This window comes from Streptomyces sp. NPDC051569 (genome assembly GCF_044454085.1).
In the GTDB taxonomy this organism is placed as follows: domain Bacteria; phylum Actinomycetota; class Actinomycetes; order Streptomycetales; family Streptomycetaceae; genus Streptomyces.
On sequence record NZ_JBITDJ010000004.1, the window covers coordinates 349,248 to 365,873 of the forward strand.

Here is a 16,626-nt window from a genome sequence, read left to right on the forward strand (position 1 = left end):
GGACGACCGGACACCGGGACTACCGGACTCCGGGACACCGGGACACCGGGACACCGGGACACCGGGACACCGGGACACCGGGAAATCCGGACTCCGGTCCACCGGACGGGACTTCAGGCGAGGGCGGCGGCCTCCTCCATCGTGAGGCCGCCGCCCTCGGCGCGCGCCGCCTCGAACGCGGCGTCACCCAGCCACGGCAGCACGACGTTCCGCGCCCCGGCCATCACCTCACGCTCCACGGCGGGCCGGAAGTGACCGGCGGGCAGGAGCGCCTCGTACGCCCCGATCAGCCGCGCCGCGTCGCGCACCCGCTCCGGGCGCTCGGCGAGGCCGCCCACCGCCCAGGCGGCGGTGAGCAGATGGACCACGAACATCTCCGGGGCGATCATCTGGGACATCGGGGACAGGGCCGACTCCAGCGCGGCGCGCACCCCTTCCAGCGCCTCCGCGTACCGGCCGTCCTGGCAGTCCAGCCAGGCGACGGCGCCCTTCACGAAGCCCTCGAAGACGGCGAGCGTCTCGGAACGGAACGCCTCGCGCACCAGGTGGAGCTGCTCCCTCGCCTCGTCGCGCCGTCCGGTCCTGCCCAGCCACATCGCGAGGAAGAGCCGGGCGGCCGGCATCGCCACGTGGGACAGGTCCCGGTCCTCGGCCAGCACCTCGCGCAGGATGCGCTCCCCCTCCTCGGCGCGGTCCGTCTCCAGGTACAGGGTCGCCAGCCGGGAACGCAGCAGGGCGACCTGCCGGTGCGCGCCCAGGCTCTCGGTGTGGCCGATGGCCATGGCGAAGTCCTCGGCGGCGAGCTCGTACTCACCGCGCCGTTCCCGCGCCTCGCCCCGGGCGGAGAGCGCCTCCGCCACCCCCCAGGAGTCGCCGAGCCGCTCGTAGATGGTGAGGCTGCGGTCGGCGTCCCGGCCGGCGTCGCCCGCCCAGGCGGTGCGGTTCGCCAGGATGTTCGCCCGCATCTGGAGCGCGCCGGCCAGCTCCCATTCGTAACCGAGCTGTTCGCACGCCCGCACGGTCTCGTCCAGGAGCACCCTCAGCTCGTCCGCCGTGCCGGTGAGCACGACCGCGAAGAACCACAGGTTCCCGGGAAACCGGCAGGTCTGCGGCAGTCCGGGAACGTACACGGTGGCGATGGACGCCAGCAGCACGCGCCTCTCCGGGGAGGTCCAGTCCTCCTCTTCGTGGTCCATGCTGACCATCTGGATGAGCCGCACCTGGCGTCTGGCCTCCTGGAGAATCTCGGGGGCCAGGGGCGGCGGCCCGTCCGTGCACCGCCCCGTGAGCGGCGGCGCGGGTTCGGCGGGCGGGGCGAACGGGTCGGGTCCGAGGGCCGCGGCGGCGCCCGCCCAGTGCCGCGCGTCGGACCGCAGATCGAGCATCTGCCAGAACCAGCTGAGGGACAGGACCAGGCTGACCGACTCGTGCTCGTCCCCGGCGGCGACGGCCCGGCGCAGGGCGGTGCGCAGGTTCTCGTACTCCAGTTGCAGCCGGGCGAGCGCGGCGCGCTGGCCGAAGCCGCGCAGCAGCGGGTCGGTGGTCCTGGCCAGCTCCCGGTAGTACGTCAGATGACGGCGCTCGGTGGCGGCCCGGTCGCCGGCCTGGTCGAGCCGCTCGGCGGCGTACTCGGCGACGGTCTCCAGCAGCCGGTAGCGCATACCGCCGTCCGGTGCGGGGGCGGCGACGACCAGGGACTTGTCGATGAGCGAGCCGAGCAGCCCGGCGACATCACGAGGCTCGGTGACATCGCGGGATCCGGCGTCGCCATGGGGCCCGGCGTCGCCGTGGGGCCGCCTGGCGTCGCCGTGGGGCCCGGCGTCGCCGTCGTCCGCGCAGACCGATTCCGCCGCTGTCGGATCACAGCCGCCCGCGAAGACGGACAGCCGCCGCAGGACCGCGCGTTCCGGCGCGTCGAGCAGGTCCCAGGACCAGTCGACGACGGCGCGCAGGGTCTGCTGACGTGGCAGTACGGTCCTGCTTCCGCTGGTCAGCAGCCGGAAGCGGTCGTCGAGACGGTCGGCGATCTGGCGGGGCCCCAGCATCCGCAGCCGGGCCGCGGCCAGTTCGATGGCGAGCGGCAGCCCGTCGAGCCGCCGGCAGATCTCGGCGACGGCGGCCGGATCACCCGCCGGATCGAAGTCGGGGCGCACCGCGCGGGCGCGCTCGGCGAAGAGCCGGTGCGCGGGGTCCGGCGGCAGGGGCTCCACGGGCCGTACGACTTCGCCGGGCACCCCGAGCGGCTCCCGGCTGGTGGCCAGGACGGTCAGCTCCGGGCAGCGGGCGAGCAGTTCCTCGGCGAGGGTCGCGGCGGCCTCGATCACGTGCTCGCAGTTGTCGAGGAGCAGCAGCATGCGCCGTCGCTCGCAGTGCTCGGCCAGCCGGACGAGCGGCTCGCCGCCCTGCCGGTCGGCGGCCCGCAGCTCTTCCGCCCCGGCGCCGCGCAGCACGGTCTCGCGCGCCCCGAGCGCGGTGAGCACGGCCTCGGCCACGTTCGCCGGGTCTTCCACGGGCGCCAGCTCGGCCAGCCACACCCCGTCCGGCCATCCCCCGGCCATGAGCTCGGCGGCCTCCTGCGAGAGCCGTGTCTTCCCGGCGCCGCCGGGCCCGAGGAGCGTCACGAGCCGGGCGCGCGCGAGGTCCTCCCCGATGGCCTCGATATCCGCTTCGCGCCCCACGAAGCTGGTCAGCCGGGCCCGGAGGTTGCCGTGGGGAGCGGGGCGGGAGGCGTGGGCCGGTCCTGGCGATGCCTCGCCCCCGCCGGGTGCGAGTCCGCTCGCGTGGGCCGGAATCCGCGGCCGGTCCGCCTGCGACCGGGCCGCCTGTTCCCGGGTCGCCTGTTCCCCGGCCGCCTGTTCCCGGGTCGCCTGCGCCAGGTCCGCCTGTTCCCGGGCCGCGTGTTCCCGCTCCGCCTGCGCCCGGCCTGCCTGCGCCCCGCCCGGTATCCGCGGCGCCGTGGCGGCCTGCGCGCCCGGCGAGCCCCCCGCATGGAGCAGCTGCTCGTACAGCGCACGCAGTTCGGGGCCGGGGTCCGTGCCCAGCCGGGCCGCCAGGTCGCGGCGTAGCTCGTCGTACGCCGACAGTGCCTCCGCCGGGCGGGACGCGTCGCGCAGGGCGCGGATACGGAGCGCGTGCAGCGGCTCGTCGAGCGGGAACTCACCGCAGAGCGCGGCCAGTTCAGGCAACGCCTCGTCCGCCCGGCCGAGGGCGAGCGTCGCCGTCAGCCGGCTCCGCCGGGCCTCCAGGCGGCGGGTCTCCCAACGGGCCGCCTCGGACGCCCGGTCGGGGAGATCGGCCAGCGCCGGTCCCTGCCAGAGCGCGAGCGCGTCGTCGAGAAGGGCGGCGGCCCCCGCCGCTTCGCCCGCCTCCAGGGCTCGCGCACCCTCGCCCGCGAGCCGTCCGAAGCGGTGGAGGTCCACCTCGTCCTCGGCCGCGCGCAGCAGGTAGCCGCCGCCGGACGACGCCACGAGCTCGTGCCCGAGGGCCCGCCGCAACCGCCCGACCAGCGCCTGCAGCGCCCCTACCGCGTCCACGGGCGGATCGCCGTCCCAGACCTCGGCGACGAGCACCGCGACCGGCACCGTACGCCCGGCGCGCAGCGCGAGAACGGCCAGCAGCGCACGCAGGCGCGCCCCGCCGAGGGCGACAGGTGTGCCGTCGTCCTGAAATGCCCGGGTGGTGCCGAGAAGGCAGAAGCGCATCCGCCCATTGTCCCCGGGTGCGGCGGGCGCGGTACGCCGCCCCGGTCAACGCATCATCAAGGTGCCCGAGACGGGCAGATCTCCCACCGGGAAGCGTGCGCAACTACTGAAGGCCAAGGCGCTCGGAAGAGAACGGTCCGGATTTTCGAGAGTTGACGCACCGGAGACCGGGTGCGGCCCAGTTGGCCGGCCGCACGCATGGGGTGGTCAGCCTTGGAGTGTCATAACCAGATGCTGAAGATCGCCGGGACAGAACCTCGGTGTCGGGCTGGTCCGACGGGCGCCTCAGTCCCTGATGGGAAGCTCTCGCGCCGCGTAGTAGGCGTGCAGCGCGGCCTCACTGCCGGAGCCGAAGGCCGTCATGATCCGCTGGAAACGGGCGGAGCGCAGGTCGCCGGCCACGATGACGCGGGAGTGCTGGCGTGTCGGCGGACAGTAGCCGTCGGCGCCTCGGACGAGGTCGCCGGACGGGGCCGTGGGCGCGTTCCCGATGCTGAGGTGGACGGCGTCTGCCGTGACCGTGTGCCGTCCGCCGTCCCGGCTCACCACGTCCGCTCTCACCGTGGCCCCTGCGGAGAGGTGAAGTGTCAGGTGCGCGACGGGCAGGAGCGTGACGCGGGGGTCGTCGCGGATCTCCTCGATCTTGTACTCGTCGGTCTCGGGATACGCCACGAGCAGACGGGTGCCGGTGGTCGGGTGGGCGCGGAGGAAGGTGCCGATCGGGCGGTCACCGCCGAGGACGAGAAGTGTGCGGCCGTCGGCGTCGGCCTGCCAGAGCGGAGGCAGGGTGAAACCACTGGGGACGGTGATCCAGGGGACGTCGCGAGGCTGGAGAGGAGCGACGCCGGTGGCGACGACCGCGTAGGGGGCGGTCAGGCGCATACCGGTGTCCAGGGTGACGGCGACGTGGTCGTCGGCGGCTCGGAGTTCGATGACGTGGCGGCCGAGTTCCACCCGGCACAGCTCCGTACTCTTCAGCTCCGCGGTGATCGAGTCGGCGAGCGCGGGGCCGCTGGTGTGGCCACCGAGAACGTTGTTCAGGGCCGGGATGCGGTAGAGATTGCGGCACAGGGTGTCCGGCTCGATCAGGACCGAGCGCATTCCGACGCTGGCGGCCGTGCGGGCTGCGGCGCAGCCGGCCGGTCCACCTCCGATGATGATCAGATCGGTGTCGTGTGTTGCGGGCGAACCGGTGCGGGGCGGTGTGTCGGCCATGGGGTTATTCCAGCACCGGATCGCCTGCGTAAGCAGCGAGTTGTCCCACCACATCCGCCGCGGTGACGAGTTGGCTGGTTCCGATCAGGCGGCGGGCGACGACGAGTCCGGCGTCGTGGACGTCCGGGCCGGCGTCGCTCGCGGAGGCATCGGTGACGATCCAGGGGGCGTAGCCGTACTCGAAGGCATCGGCGGCGGACTTCAGGACGCAGCTCTCGGTGGCAATTCCGCAGAAGACGAGGGCGGTCCAGCCTGCCTGGCGGATCAGTTCGGTGGCCTCGGGGGTGAAGAGCGTGTACCCGGTCTTGTCGATGACCTTGTGCGAGCGGGCGGCGGCCTCGCTGAGCTCGGGGACTATGTCGGTCTCGGGTGGCTCCTGGAGCCGGTGCCACTGGAAAAAGCGCTCGTAGGAGCTGCCGGGGTAGTTGAAATAGCGAGTGAAGATCACAGGTCGGCCGGCGGCGGACCACTGGGCGATGATGTCGGAGACCGCCGGCACGGCGTGGCGGCTGTGGTGATTCACGAAGCCGTTCTGCATGTCGACCACGACCAGCGCGGCGCTGCCGATGTCCATCCGATGTCTCTCCTGCCTCGTGTCCTCAGCCGACGCTCTCGCGTAGAGCGTCCTGTGCGGCACGCAGCCGTTCGGCCAGCCCGCTGGTCTTCATGATGGCTTCTCGCATCAGGACATGCTGAGCGGTCTCCTGGGCGCGGGCCGTCGTGAGCCGGGAGTAAGCGGCGCGCAGGAAGCGCCAGCCGTACTGCTCGGGCATGGAGGGGTCCTGTCCGTCCTCGATCATCTGTTGGATCTGTCGGGTGAAACACCACAGGGCCTGGACAGTCAGTTCGCAGGTGATCAGCTCGTCGACGGTCAGGCTGCGCTCATGGGAGTGGGACGCGTAGGCGACGCCGGACCAGCCCGCGTAGCCGGTGGAGACTCCCCGTACGCCGAAGGACACGATCTCCGGGTGGTCGAAGCCGGTGGCGAGGAGCGACTCCTCGACCGAGCCGTCCAACGGCGCGGGCCCGCCGAGGGCGCCGCGGTCGACCAGAACCGAGGGCGTGGACAGCAGGCGCAGGACGGTGTCGTAGGCGCTGCCGGCCCAGGGGCTGGAGGTGAGCCAGTAGAGGGAAAGGACGTACTCGGGGTTGGGGACGCCGGAGTGGTCCTCGCCCAAGAGGTCGCGGACCTTGTCCCGCGCCCAGGGAAGGTCGGATGCGTACGAGCGGTAGCGCCACACGGCAAGTTCGGTGAGCGATGCAGGCTCGTGTGGCTGGACGAGGTGGAAGACAGCGACGCCGCACGCGAAGACGTACAGGACGCACTCCCGCGCTTCGGGATGGTCCACACGTGCCGCCGAGGACTCCAGCCAATCCGTGGCCGCCACCGGTGTCATGTGTGCGCGGAGTCGGCGGGCGCGCTCGATGCCGATGAAGACCGGCAGGAACTTGTGGGAGTCCACTTCGATCACGCCGACGACGGGCGGCACGCTGCCATTCGGTCCGATGGCTGCGGCGAACCGCGCCTTCGCGTCGTCCGACGCACGGCCGAGTGCCGTGTCGAGGACAGCCTGCGACTCGGCACGAGGCAGGTAACCGGCTCCCCCACCTTCCCAGTTCGAGATGGTCCGATCGCTGACACCCAGATACGCGGCGAAATCCCGAAGGCTCATGCGCAGGGCATCGCGTAACAGCCGCGCTTCCCGGCCGGACCACCGCTGCACCGTGACCATCGCCGTACCCCCTGTCCGAAGTCCGATGGAACGCCGAAACACTCAGCGTAGCCAGGCATGTTCGGCAGTGGTGCGGCATTGCTGCAGCGCTCGTACCTCACGCCCCGGCCCCGGTCTGCACCATGCTGAGTCCACCGAGCCGGGGAGCACCGACCGCCACCAGGCGGCCCTCCGCCCGTTCTCTCCTGTACCACGTTCAGAAGGAGCCAACGGTATGACCGACATCGTCAAGCGCAACGCCCGCGCCATCCTCCTCGACGGCGACGAACTGGTCCTGATCAAGCGCACCAAGCCGGGCAGGGAACCGTACTGGGTCTCCGTCGGTGGCGGGGCCGAGGAAGATGACGCGACCATCGAGGCGGCCTTGCACCGCGAGGTGTTCGAGGAGCTCGGCGGCGAGCTGGAGCGCGCCGAGCTCGTCCATCTGATCACCGACAAGCTGGAGGACGGCATCGGTGTCCAGCACATCTTCGCCGCCCGCCTGGAGTCGATGGATCTGTCCACCCGTACGGGCACGGAGTTCGCCAAACCGGAGCGGGGCAAGTATGAGGTGGTCCGGGTGCCGTTCACCGCCCAGTCCGTCCGTGAGCTGAACCTGATGCCACCGGAGCTGGCCGACTTCATCGCCGCGAACACGGACGCGATCATCTCCGTCCTCAACACCCCGATCCGCGAGACGTGAACGATGACGCGAGCCCCGGCCTTCGTCAGCCTCAATGGCCCCGACAACGTAGGCAAGACAACCCACCTCGTGCGGCTGGCCGAGCGGTGGGACGGCTTCCAGCCGCTGGGCGCCGTCCACGAGCACGACCCCGAGCCGTGGGCGCGGGTGGCGGGCGGCGACTACGCCCGATGGTGGTTCGAGACGTCGACGACCGTCGAGCTGACCGAGATGCTCCTGGCCGGCCACGCCAAGCGGGCCGCTGCCCGCGAGGCCGGGCGTACGGGCCTGCTTGACCGGGGCCTTTCCATGCTCCTCGCCGTGTCCGCCGCGACCTCCGTGGTCAAGGACGGACTGACGGTGGCCGAGGCACTCAGGACCGTGACGTGCATTGCTGGGTCGCGTGCCGGAGCATCAGAGACCTCCATCCTCCTGATGCCATCCCTCGACGTCGAGCGCAGCTACGCCATCACCAGTGGTCGCGAGGGCCGCCCCTGGACCGGGATCTACCCGTCGTACCAGAGGACGCTGCACGCGGTCCTGCTCCATCAGGCCGACCACGGCGCGTACACCGCCGCCGTGGACTGTGAAGGCCGCTCCCTGGACGGCGTGCACGACGACGTACGCGATCACCTCGACCTCACCCAACGCACCGACGGGAGTCCCCGGTGACCCAGAACGCCCCGCCCCTGGTCCTGCCTCCGGGCCTGGCCCGAACGCTGGCCGCCCTCCGTGACAAGGACCGGCGCCGCCTGGACGACACCCTCACCCGGCTTCACACCGTCAACGGGCGCTTGTGGGACACCGAGGACCGGGTGCGCGGCGCGTTACTGTCCGCCGCCCAGGTCGCCGACTGCAAGCGCGAGATCGACCAGCTCAACGCCGAACGTAACGCGCTCGCCGAGCGGGCCGACGAGGTTCTCGGCTCACTGGCGGACGCGGGCTGTGCCGGCGCGCCGCAGCACACCGAGACGCTCGCCTCCGTCGTGGACCGCCTCTCGGTGCTGACGCTGCGGATCTGGCACAGCGAGCGAACGGCGGCCAAGGATGAGCTCGCCCACCGTCGCCTGCCGGCCCTCCACGGTCAGAGAGAGGGGCTGTGCGCCGCCCTCGACTCGCTGGTCTTCGACGTCGTTGCCGGGCGCCGACGGCTTCCCGCACCAGCCCGGTTCAAGCTGTACGGCCGGGACGACGCCGCTCCCACGGAGATCAAGCCGAGCCGGCACCTGCGCCGGGTCCTCGCGTTCGGCGGGCTGAGTGAGTGCGGCAAGAGCACCAGCGCCGAGTTCGTCCGGCGTACATGCGGTGCCCAGCGCCTCAAGATCGGCTTCCTGCTGCGTCAGGCGGCCCACCGGGAGGGGCTCGCTGACCCGTACGCCCTGTCGGCCCGGCGGCAGGCCGAACTGCTGCTCGGTGAGCTGAACGGCTTCGCGGAGGCACACATCGACACGCGGTTGTTCACCATCGAGTCCGTGCACGACGACGCCTCGATCGCCGAGCTCAAGCAACTCATGAGCGACAGGCTCCAGATCGTCTACCTGGATGCCTCCTTCGCCGTACGTGTCGAACGGTCCGGGGCACCGGCTCCGACCATCGCCGCGAAGGACGAGATCAAGATGAGTCGTGGCGCCCACCGGGTCGCCGCGCTCGCCGACCACGTGATCGACAACTCCGGCAGCATCGCCGCCCCGCACGCCCGGCTCCGGCGCATCGCCGCCCCGCCTGCCTCCACGCCCCTGCGCGTGGGCAACGCGTACGGGCTGGGTCTGCCGGCCGCTGTCGCCTCGGCGACGGCCGACTTCACCGACGCGGTACGGGCGTACGGCCCTGGCGTACGGCTTGCCGCCCTGACCGGCAGTCCTGGCGAAGGCACCTGGATCGCCGGCTGGTCCGACCTGGACCTGCTCGTGATCGCCGAACACGAGGTCACCGACCGGATCCACGAGGCCGTGAACCGGTACCGGAGCGCCCTGAACGGTACGGCGTCCCTCGGCCCCACCCTCGTCACCCCGGGCGAACTGTCCGCCCGACACCTCACCCCCCGCCTGGCTTTCGCCCTGTACCAGCTCCAGCAGGGCCAACCCGCCCTGCACGCCGCCCCCGACACGGAACTGCCGACCATCACACGCGACGAGCTGGCTCTGGCCGCTGTCCATGAACTCCCGCAGGTCATCCTCACCATGCGCCGCCTACGCGCCGAGGCGGGTCCGGACACCCTGCGGCAGCTCTACAAGCACCTCGTACTGGCTTGCCGTCTTCTTCTCCGCGAGCACGACCAGTGGGAGTCCGGTCCCGACCGGATCCTCTCCGCGGCCTCCCGGATGCCGGGTCTGACCGCTGCTTCTGTGCCCTCCCTGGCCGAGATCTCCAGCGCCTGGTGCGACGGCGACACCGAGCCCGTCCTCAAGCCCGTCACGGCGGCCGTCGACCAGTTCCTCGCCTGGTACGTCGCCCAACTCGCCGCCTGAACAGCCTCCTCGATTTCCTCTTCGCCATCCGACAGGAGCTTCGTCGTGCCCGAAACGGTCGCCGTGCAGCCCTTCTCGGCCCGGATCATCGAACGCCTGAGCGTCGGTGCGACCAGCCGCCGCGAGCGCGTCATCCACTCCCTGGACGGCCTTGAGGACCCGGTCCACCCCGACGCCCTGGCCACCACTGGGGCCTGCCTGTGGCGGCACCTTCAGGAGCAGGTGCCGGACGGGCTCGATGCCGTGGACTTCCTCCTCGGCCTGGACGCCGGCGGCATCCTGCCGACCGTCTCCCTCGCCGGCGCCGCTCACCTGCCGTACAAGATCGCCTGGAAGCTGCACCTCCCTCTCGATGGCGCGGTCCGCTTCAGCGAGCCCCACGCGATGCGCACCGACGTCTTCGCGTACGGCATCACTCCCGGACAGCGGATGGTCCTGGTGGACGACGAGATCACGACCGGCCGGACGCTGGCCGACCTCGCCCGCCGTCTCCGCGAGGCCGGCGCGGTCCCGCTGGCTGCGGTCTGTCTGGTGGAGGACACCACGCGCGGGGCCCGAGATCTGCTCACCGGTCTCGGTATGCCGCTGGTCTCCCTCACCACGATCGAGGGCACGGCGTGACTGCGGTCGCCTCGGCGGGGATCCGGTTCCATCCCGGTTCGCAGGTCATCCCCGCCGGGGCCGTCCACGCCACTCCGCTCGGGTACGACCGGGACGGCCTCCCTGTGGGCGCCCCGCTTCCTTTTCCCGCCTCCGCCGAGCTCGTCGACCGCCTGAGCGGGTGTGGCGAGATCGAGGTGGCCTTTGAGGGGAAGCTCGGCGACACCCTCCTCGCCCTTTCGGCAGTCCGAGCGCTCGTCGACTGGCTGCGCGTGCGCTTGGTTCGCGCGGTCGTTCGGGCGGTGGGCCCGTACGCGGGGCTGATCGCACGCACCGGCCTGATCACCCAACTACCGGTCACCGCGCCCAGGGGCCGGCGTGCCGTGATCGGCGACCGCGCCGGGGTCGAAGCACGCGCTTCGGACACGACGGTGAGCCTGGTGCTCGATCCTGCCGCCCCGCCCTGCTGGTCGAGCGACGGCCGCGCCCACCCGAGCCTGCCCGCCCGCCACTACCTGGCACTGGAACGCCGCCTGGGTATCCGTCTGCCCGGCACCGCACCGTTCGCTCCCCTCGTCGCAACCGGACCGAACGACCTCGTGGAAGAACTGCGCTCGTTGGGCTGGCTGAACGGCCTGACCATCGCCCTCATCACCGCCAGCAGTTGGCCGGAGCGCAAGGACTACACCGCCGAGCGTTATATCGCCCTCGCCGAGCACATCGCCGAAGCACAGCAGTCACAGGCCCGGCTCTTACTCATCGGCGGCGCCCCGGACGGCGGCGTCAAGATCTCCACGGAGCTACCGAGGCGCCACGTTCAGGTCCTGCGCCTTGACGGAGTGTCGGCCGACCACCTCACGGATCTGTTCCCGCACTGCCATCTGATCGTCGGCAACGACACCGGCCTCACCCACCTCGCCGCGATGACGCGCGGCAGCGACGGCAGCGGCCCGCCGGTCGTCGGCCTGTACGCGCGTCACAGCCACAGCAAGTGGCGCACCGGCCTGCCCCACCACCACGCTGTCGCCACCGATCTGTCCAACCGCATGCACCAGGGCGACCTCTGCCCTGTCCGCGATGCCATCGCCCCGGATTCAGACGTCCACATGGACACCTTCCCGCCTGCTTCGCTGGCCCGGCTCTGTCTCGACCTGCTGAACGGGGTGGGGCGATGACCGTCCAGTCTCGACTGCGGATCGGTCCGGTAAGACGTTTCACCCGCAACCTGCTCTGCCCCGTCGACCTCCTCGGCCGCCCGCTGCTCCTGAAGTACACCCGCGACCCGGCCGAGGCTCGCAAGGAGATTCGCGGACGCGCCCGCCTGGCTCGGCACTACCGGGTCCCCACCCTCCACGCCCACCTGCGCGTACCCGGCGGGCACCTCCTCGTGTACGAACGCCTCCCCGGCGGGACCGGCCAAGGGCTCCTGCTCGACCTCCTCAACAACGCGGACGAGCCGAGCAGCGGCCTCGACGACTACATGAACCGGCTCACCGCCACATACCGCGACATCATCCTCGCGACGGCACGGCCGACCCATCCGCCCGATGTCGTCCGCAAGCTGTACTGGGACCGCGCGGTGCCCGGCGGCCGACTCGACACGTATTACGCCGGGAAAGACTTCCTGGTCGCCGACGGCCTCGTCGACATCCCGGCCTCCTGCCTCGGCACGTACACCCTGAGTATCAACGGCCGTCGGCACCACCTGGACTGGGCCGCCACCCTCCGCTGGCTGCGCGCCCACTTCGCCACCACAGAACCGATCTGGGCGGCCCTCACCCAAGGGGACCCCACCGACGTCAACCTCGCCCACCCGCTCGCCTGGTTCGACTACGACACCGCCGGCATGAACAGCGTCCCTGGTGAGTTCGCCAACTTCCTCTGGTATGCCTCCGCCCTCGGCGGCTGGCTCGTTCCTACGTACAACCCGGCCGCCTTCGCCGACCACCCTGCGACCTTCGCCCTCATCCAGGCCAACGCACCCGAACTCCGGCGAGGGCACTTCGACCGCACCACGAGCACCATCCACATCGACTGCGCCCCGCGCCTCTCGGCCCCCCGACGAGCCGCCGTGACCGCGTACTGGACCCAGCTCGTACGGCCGGTCGCGGACCGCCTCTGGCCCGGCGAGGACCTGGCGAACCTGCTCCGCCCGTACCTGGCCATGCGCATCCTCGGGGTCTACAACCTGGCAGACCTGACCCCCGAGGACCGGCTCGTCATTCTCGCCCGGCTCGCCGAGGCCATGAGCCCCGCCTTCGACCCCGCCACCTACTTCTGCCCGCTGGAGTCGCCATGCCCGGCCCCCTGAACGGCCGAACCGCCCTGGTCACCGGAGCCACCGGCGGCATCGGATCCGCCATCGCCCTCCGCCTCGCCGCCGACGGCGCCGCCATCGCCCTCGCCCACCTCGATGACGGCCAGGATGCGGCCGAGTTCGCCGACCACATCGCCAAGAGCGGCGGCACCGCCATCCCCCTGGAGGCTGACCTCCGGAACTCCGAGGCCGTACGCGCTCTCTGCCACCAGGCCCATGACCAGCTCGGCCCTATCGACATCCTCGTCAGCACCGCCGGCGCCTATCCCCGCCGACCATGGACGGAGACGACGCCTGCCCACTGGGACGACACTCTGGCCACCAACCTGACCAGCCACTACCTCCTCGCCCACGAGCTGACCCCCGCTATGACCACCGCCGGCCGGGGCCGGGTCATCACGATCGGTTCCGTCCTCGCCACCGCGGGGCGTCACGACCTCGCCGGGTACATCAGCGCGAAGGCCGGCCTCGAAGGACTCACCCGCGCCATCGCCCGCGAACTCGGACCCGTCGGTGTCACCGCGAACTGCGTCGCCCCCGGCTCCATTCGCGTCCCCGCCGAGGAAAACGTCGTCGAAGACCCGGACGCGATGACCGCCCGGCAGCTCGCCCGCCAATGCGTCCAGCGCCGGGGGCGCCCGGACGACGTCGCCGCAGCCGTCGCCTTCCTCGCCACCGACGATGCCAGCTTCATCACCGGCCAGACCCTGCGCGTGGACGGTGGCTGGATCCTTGGCTGACATCTGGCTCATGCGCCACGCCGCCTACGAAGGCCACCGCGCCGGCTACCACGCCCCGCACGAGGCCCCCCTCACCGTGGAAGGCCGCGACCAGGCACGCCGCTCCCTGCCCCTCCCCGAAGGCATCACTGCCATCGTCACCAGCCCGATCCCCCGTGCCCGCCAGACCGCCACACTCGTCGCGCACCTCACGGGCCTGCCGATCGTCGCCACCTCAGGTCTCCTCGCCGAATGGCGCGCCCCGAGCATCGTCCTCGGACGCACCGCAGAGACCTATCCGCAGGCCTACCGGGCCTGGCGCGCCCGTCGGCTCGCCAACCCCTCCCTGCACTGCGAAGACGGCGAGAGCCTCACCGACCTCCACATCCGCGCCCGCCGCTGCGCCGCTTTCCTGCACCTCACCGCCCACCGCTACGGCCCGCTTCTGGCCGTCTCCCACACCCTCCTGCTGGGCGTCCTCACCCACCTCACGGAAGGCCCCGCCGCCTTCACCACCGCCGCGAGGATGCCGTGGCAGTTTGCCGAGCGCCGTCTGTTCACCGTCCTCCAGCCCACGGCGCCGCCCCTTCAAAGTTCTCCACGATGAACGGCCCACGACCCGACCGTCGTCGACCTGCTGGACGCAGGCCGTCGTACACCTCCGACGGCTCTCCTGCATGTCACACCCATCCGGGGCGGGTTGAACACGCGCGGCGTCCAACCCACCTGCTCCACAATGCTGTTCGAGCATCAGCGATCAGCCGCCCGGGAGAGGAAGGCAAGGAGCCTCAGCAGTCTGACAAAACGCCAAACCAACGGAAGGCTCGACAAGCGGCCGTGCGACGTCTCTCCCAACGCTGGGAAGTGCAGCGTGTGTCACTTCCACGGGCACGACAAACGTAATTACCCGGTCAAGTGAACTCCGAGCAGTAGAGCCCCTGGACCTCACACCTCACGGGCAAGACCGTGACTTGCCCGCACCGAGGGCGCCAGTGAGTCTCTCGGCCAACGCATCATCCCAGCCGCACCTCCGACATCGCATCGATAGCGCCCGGGGAGTCTCAGTCTCAGTTCCGGTCTCGGCGGGCCCCGGTCAACTCCGTCCGGGGCAGCACCCCGGTTCGCCGGGCAGGAACCCGGGGGGCGGGCGGGGCGTTTGTCCGGCGTCGCCAGTACGGTCGATCCGCACAGCCATCAATCTCCGGGAGACGTCACCATGACCACCGCCACCACCCGCCCCAGTGAACGGCGGATCTCCCCGGTCTTCGTGGGGATCCTGGCCGTCACGGCGGTCTCGGGCTGGGCCGTGTGGGCGGACATCGCGGCGAGCCCCGGGTTCGCCGTCTTCCTGTTCGTCACCGCCGCCTGGATCGTCTCGCTCTGCCTGCACGAGTACGCGCACGCGCGCACCGCGCTGCACAGTGGCGACATCTCCATCGGAGCGAAAGGGTATTTGACCCTCAATCCGCTCAAATACACCCATACTCTGCTGAGCATCGTCCTTCCGGTGATCTTTGTGATCATGGGCGGGATCGGTCTGCCGGGTGGCGCGGTCTTCATCGAGCGGAACCGCATCCGGGGCCGCTGGAAGCACAGCCTGGTGTCGGCGGCGGGTCCGCTGACGAACGTGGCCTTCGCCCTGGCCTGCTCGGCGCCGTTCTGGCTGGGCACCCTGGACGGGACCCCGACCGCCTTCCGCTTCGCGCTCGGTTTCCTCGCGATGCTCCAGCTCACCGCCGCGATCCTGAACTTCCTGCCGGTGCCAGGCCTGGACGGCTACGGGGTGATCGAGCCCTGGCTGTCGTACAGGATCCGCCGGCAGGTGGAGCCGTACGCGCCGTTCGGCATGCTCGCCGTCTTCGTCGTCATCCTCATCCCGTCGGTGAACGCGGGATTCTTCGACGCCATCGACACGGTCCTGCGCGGACTCGGGGTGTCGGACCTGGACACGTGCTGCGGGCGGGAGCTGTTCAGCTTCTGGAACGGCGGGAACGGCTTCTGCACGGACCTGGTCGGCCGATAGCCGCCGACCGGTAGCCGCCGACCGGGCCGATGAGCCGCCGGATCAGCCCGTGGCGGTCGGGGTGGCGGCCGCGCGCTCGATCCTCGCCTTGCGCAGGTAGTACCACGCCATGTTGGACGAGAGCCCGGCGAGCAGCACCCAGACGACGCCGAGCCAGTTGCCCTGGACGAAGGAGACCACGGCCGCGGCGACGGCGAGAACGCAGACGATGACGGCGTACAGAGCGAGGCGGGGCATGGGGGTCGGCTCCTGTCGGGGGCTTTCTGGACTGCGGTCGTACGCGGTCCAGTGTCCCCCATGCCCGGGGGCCGCCGGCTCGGCGGGGGCGGCGGGTCAGACGTCCGTCACGCGCAGTCCGGCGTGCGCCTTGTAGCGGCGGTTGACGGAGATCAGGTTGGCCACCAGCGACTCCACCTGGTGGGCGTTACGCAGCCGGCCCGCGAAGACCCCGCGCATGCCGGGGATCCGGGCGGCCAGCGCCTGCACGATGTCCGTGTCCGCGCGCACCTCGCCCAGCACCATCACATCGGTGTCGATCCGCTCGACGGACGGGTCCTGGAGGAGTACGGCCGACAGGTGGTGGAACGCGGCGGTCACCCGCGAGTCGGGCAGCAGGGCGGCGGCCTGCTCGGCGGCGCTGCCCTCCTCGGGGGTGAGGGCGTACGCGCCCTTCTTGTCGAAGCCGAGCGGGTTGACGCAGTCGATGACGAGCTTGCCCGCCAGCTCCTCCCTGAGGGATTCCAGCGTCTTGGCGTGCCCGTCCCACGGCACGGCGACGATGACCGCGTCGCTGCGTCGCGCGCACTCCGCGTTGTCGGCGCCCTCGACGCCGTTCCCCAGCTCGGCCGCCGCCGCTTCGGCCCGCTCGGCCGCCCGCGATCCGATGATCACCTTCTGGCCGGCCACGGCCAGCCGGTAGGCGAGTCCCCGCCCCTGATCCCCGGTACCGCCGAGCACGCCGACCGTCAGACCGGAGACGTCCGGGAGGTCCCAGGGGTCCTTGACCGGGGGCTTGGCGGCGCTGCCGCTGTCTGTTGAAGTCATGCTCCCGACTCTAGGCCGTGTTGGGGAAGTAGCGCCGTCCGCCCGCAGGGCGGGCCGCACGACGTCCGGTGCGTGCGATCGCAAGGCGGAGAATCACCCTCGTACTGGACGTACCCGGGTGATTCCGACAACGCGGCGAGTGTGC

15 protein-coding genes are annotated in these 16,626 nt (G+C 71.2%); 9 read left to right on the plus strand and 6 right to left on the minus strand.

Going from position 1 to position 16,626, the window contains the following annotated elements:
* Positions 1-113: 113 nt before the first annotated feature.
* The 4 genes from ACIBAE_RS09740 to ACIBAE_RS09755 form a co-directional block, all read right to left on the minus strand.
* Positions 114-3,701, minus strand: a complete 3,588-nt coding sequence (locus ACIBAE_RS09740; protein WP_399283506.1) for an AfsR/SARP family transcriptional regulator — start codon at positions 3,699-3,701, stop codon at positions 114-116.
* Positions 3,702-3,986: 285 nt separating this feature from the next.
* Positions 3,987-4,916, minus strand: coding sequence for an FAD-dependent oxidoreductase (locus ACIBAE_RS09745; protein ID WP_399283508.1), 930 nt, complete (start codon positions 4,914-4,916; stop codon positions 3,987-3,989).
* Between the two features lie 4 nt (positions 4,917-4,920).
* Positions 4,921-5,490: an isochorismatase family cysteine hydrolase gene (locus tag ACIBAE_RS09750; RefSeq protein ID WP_399283510.1), complete on the minus strand. Its 570-nt coding sequence runs from the start codon at positions 5,488-5,490 to the stop codon at positions 4,921-4,923.
* A gap of 25 nt (positions 5,491-5,515) precedes the next feature.
* Entirely contained in the window at positions 5,516-6,589 is a 1,074-nt protein-coding gene (locus tag ACIBAE_RS09755) for a helix-turn-helix domain-containing protein (protein ID WP_399283512.1), read from the minus strand.
* Between the two features lie 274 nt (positions 6,590-6,863).
* Here ACIBAE_RS09755 and ACIBAE_RS09760 point away from each other — a divergent pair, with 274 nt between their 5' ends.
* The 9 genes from ACIBAE_RS09760 to ACIBAE_RS09800 all read left to right on the plus strand — a co-directional run bounded on the left by ACIBAE_RS09760 (position 6,864) and on the right by ACIBAE_RS09800 (position 15,437).
* The gene (locus tag ACIBAE_RS09760) at positions 6,864-7,331 is read left to right on the plus strand and encodes an NUDIX domain-containing protein (protein WP_399283514.1); all 468 of its coding nucleotides are present in this window, start codon (positions 6,864-6,866) and stop codon (positions 7,329-7,331) included.
* Positions 7,332-7,334: 3 nt separating this feature from the next.
* Positions 7,335-7,982, plus strand: a complete 648-nt coding sequence (locus ACIBAE_RS09765) for a hypothetical protein (RefSeq protein WP_399283516.1) — start codon at positions 7,335-7,337, stop codon at positions 7,980-7,982.
* Positions 7,979-9,778, plus strand: coding sequence for a DUF4254 domain-containing protein (locus ACIBAE_RS09770; RefSeq protein WP_399283518.1), 1,800 nt, complete (start codon positions 7,979-7,981; stop codon positions 9,776-9,778). The genes ACIBAE_RS09765 and ACIBAE_RS09770 overlap by 4 nt, the downstream gene beginning before the upstream one ends.
* Before the next feature lie 45 nt (positions 9,779-9,823).
* A complete protein-coding gene (locus tag ACIBAE_RS09775; protein WP_399283520.1) occupies positions 9,824-10,399 on the plus strand; it encodes a phosphoribosyltransferase domain-containing protein in 576 nt (191 codons plus the stop codon).
* Complete coding sequence (locus ACIBAE_RS09780; protein WP_399283522.1) at positions 10,396-11,553, plus strand: glycosyltransferase family 9 protein; 1,158 nt, start codon at positions 10,396-10,398, stop codon at positions 11,551-11,553. Before ACIBAE_RS09775 ends, ACIBAE_RS09780 begins: the two co-directional genes overlap by 4 nt.
* Positions 11,550-12,689: a hypothetical protein gene (locus tag ACIBAE_RS09785; RefSeq protein ID WP_399283524.1), complete on the plus strand. Its 1,140-nt coding sequence runs from the start codon at positions 11,550-11,552 to the stop codon at positions 12,687-12,689. Before ACIBAE_RS09780 ends, ACIBAE_RS09785 begins: the two co-directional genes overlap by 4 nt.
* Positions 12,674-13,435 carry an SDR family NAD(P)-dependent oxidoreductase gene (locus ACIBAE_RS09790; protein ID WP_399283526.1) on the plus strand — a complete coding sequence of 254 codons (762 nt, stop codon included), beginning with the start codon at positions 12,674-12,676 and terminating at the stop codon, positions 13,433-13,435. The genes ACIBAE_RS09785 and ACIBAE_RS09790 overlap by 16 nt, the downstream gene beginning before the upstream one ends.
* Entirely contained in the window at positions 13,428-14,021 is a 594-nt protein-coding gene (locus tag ACIBAE_RS09795) for a histidine phosphatase family protein (protein WP_399283528.1), read from the plus strand. Before ACIBAE_RS09790 ends, ACIBAE_RS09795 begins: the two co-directional genes overlap by 8 nt.
* Positions 14,022-14,630: 609 nt before the next feature.
* A complete protein-coding gene (locus ACIBAE_RS09800) occupies positions 14,631-15,437 on the plus strand; it encodes a site-2 protease family protein (RefSeq protein ID WP_399283530.1) in 807 nt (268 codons plus the stop codon).
* A gap of 42 nt (positions 15,438-15,479) precedes the next feature.
* Here the strand turns inward: ACIBAE_RS09800 and ACIBAE_RS09805 are convergent, their stop codons facing one another.
* Both ACIBAE_RS09805 and npdG read right to left on the minus strand, forming a co-directional pair.
* Positions 15,480-15,674 (minus strand): hypothetical protein, encoded by a 195-nt coding sequence (locus ACIBAE_RS09805; RefSeq protein ID WP_399283532.1) that lies wholly within the window; start codon positions 15,672-15,674, stop codon positions 15,480-15,482.
* A 96-nt stretch (positions 15,675-15,770) separates the two neighbouring features.
* The gene (gene npdG, locus ACIBAE_RS09810; RefSeq protein WP_399283534.1) at positions 15,771-16,481 is read right to left on the minus strand and encodes an NADPH-dependent F420 reductase; all 711 of its coding nucleotides are present in this window, start codon (positions 16,479-16,481) and stop codon (positions 15,771-15,773) included.
* Between the last annotated feature and the right edge of the window lie 145 nt (positions 16,482-16,626).

Coding starts and splice junctions, on each gene's coding strand:
- ACIBAE_RS09740 (WP_399283506.1), bottom strand. CDS start 3,701: ATGCGCTTCTGCCTTCTCGGCACCACCCGGGCATTTCAGGACGACGGC.
- ACIBAE_RS09745 (WP_399283508.1), bottom strand. CDS start 4,916: ATGGCCGACACACCGCCCCGCACCGGTTCGCCCGCAACACACGACACC.
- ACIBAE_RS09750 (WP_399283510.1), bottom strand. CDS start 5,490: ATGGACATCGGCAGCGCCGCGCTGGTCGTGGTCGACATGCAGAACGGC.
- ACIBAE_RS09755 (WP_399283512.1), bottom strand. CDS start 6,589: ATGAGCCTTCGGGATTTCGCCGCGTATCTGGGTGTCAGCGATCGGACC.
- ACIBAE_RS09760 (WP_399283514.1), top strand. CDS start 6,864: ATGACCGACATCGTCAAGCGCAACGCCCGCGCCATCCTCCTCGACGGC.
- ACIBAE_RS09765 (WP_399283516.1), top strand. CDS start 7,335: ATGACGCGAGCCCCGGCCTTCGTCAGCCTCAATGGCCCCGACAACGTA.
- ACIBAE_RS09785 (WP_399283524.1), top strand. CDS start 11,550: ATGACCGTCCAGTCTCGACTGCGGATCGGTCCGGTAAGACGTTTCACC.
- ACIBAE_RS09790 (WP_399283526.1), top strand. CDS start 12,674: ATGCCCGGCCCCCTGAACGGCCGAACCGCCCTGGTCACCGGAGCCACC.
- ACIBAE_RS09800 (WP_399283530.1), top strand. CDS start 14,631: ATGACCACCGCCACCACCCGCCCCAGTGAACGGCGGATCTCCCCGGTC.
- ACIBAE_RS09805 (WP_399283532.1), bottom strand. CDS start 15,674: ATGCCCCGCCTCGCTCTGTACGCCGTCATCGTCTGCGTTCTCGCCGTC.
- npdG (WP_399283534.1), bottom strand. CDS start 16,481: ATGACTTCAACAGACAGCGGCAGCGCCGCCAAGCCCCCGGTCAAGGAC.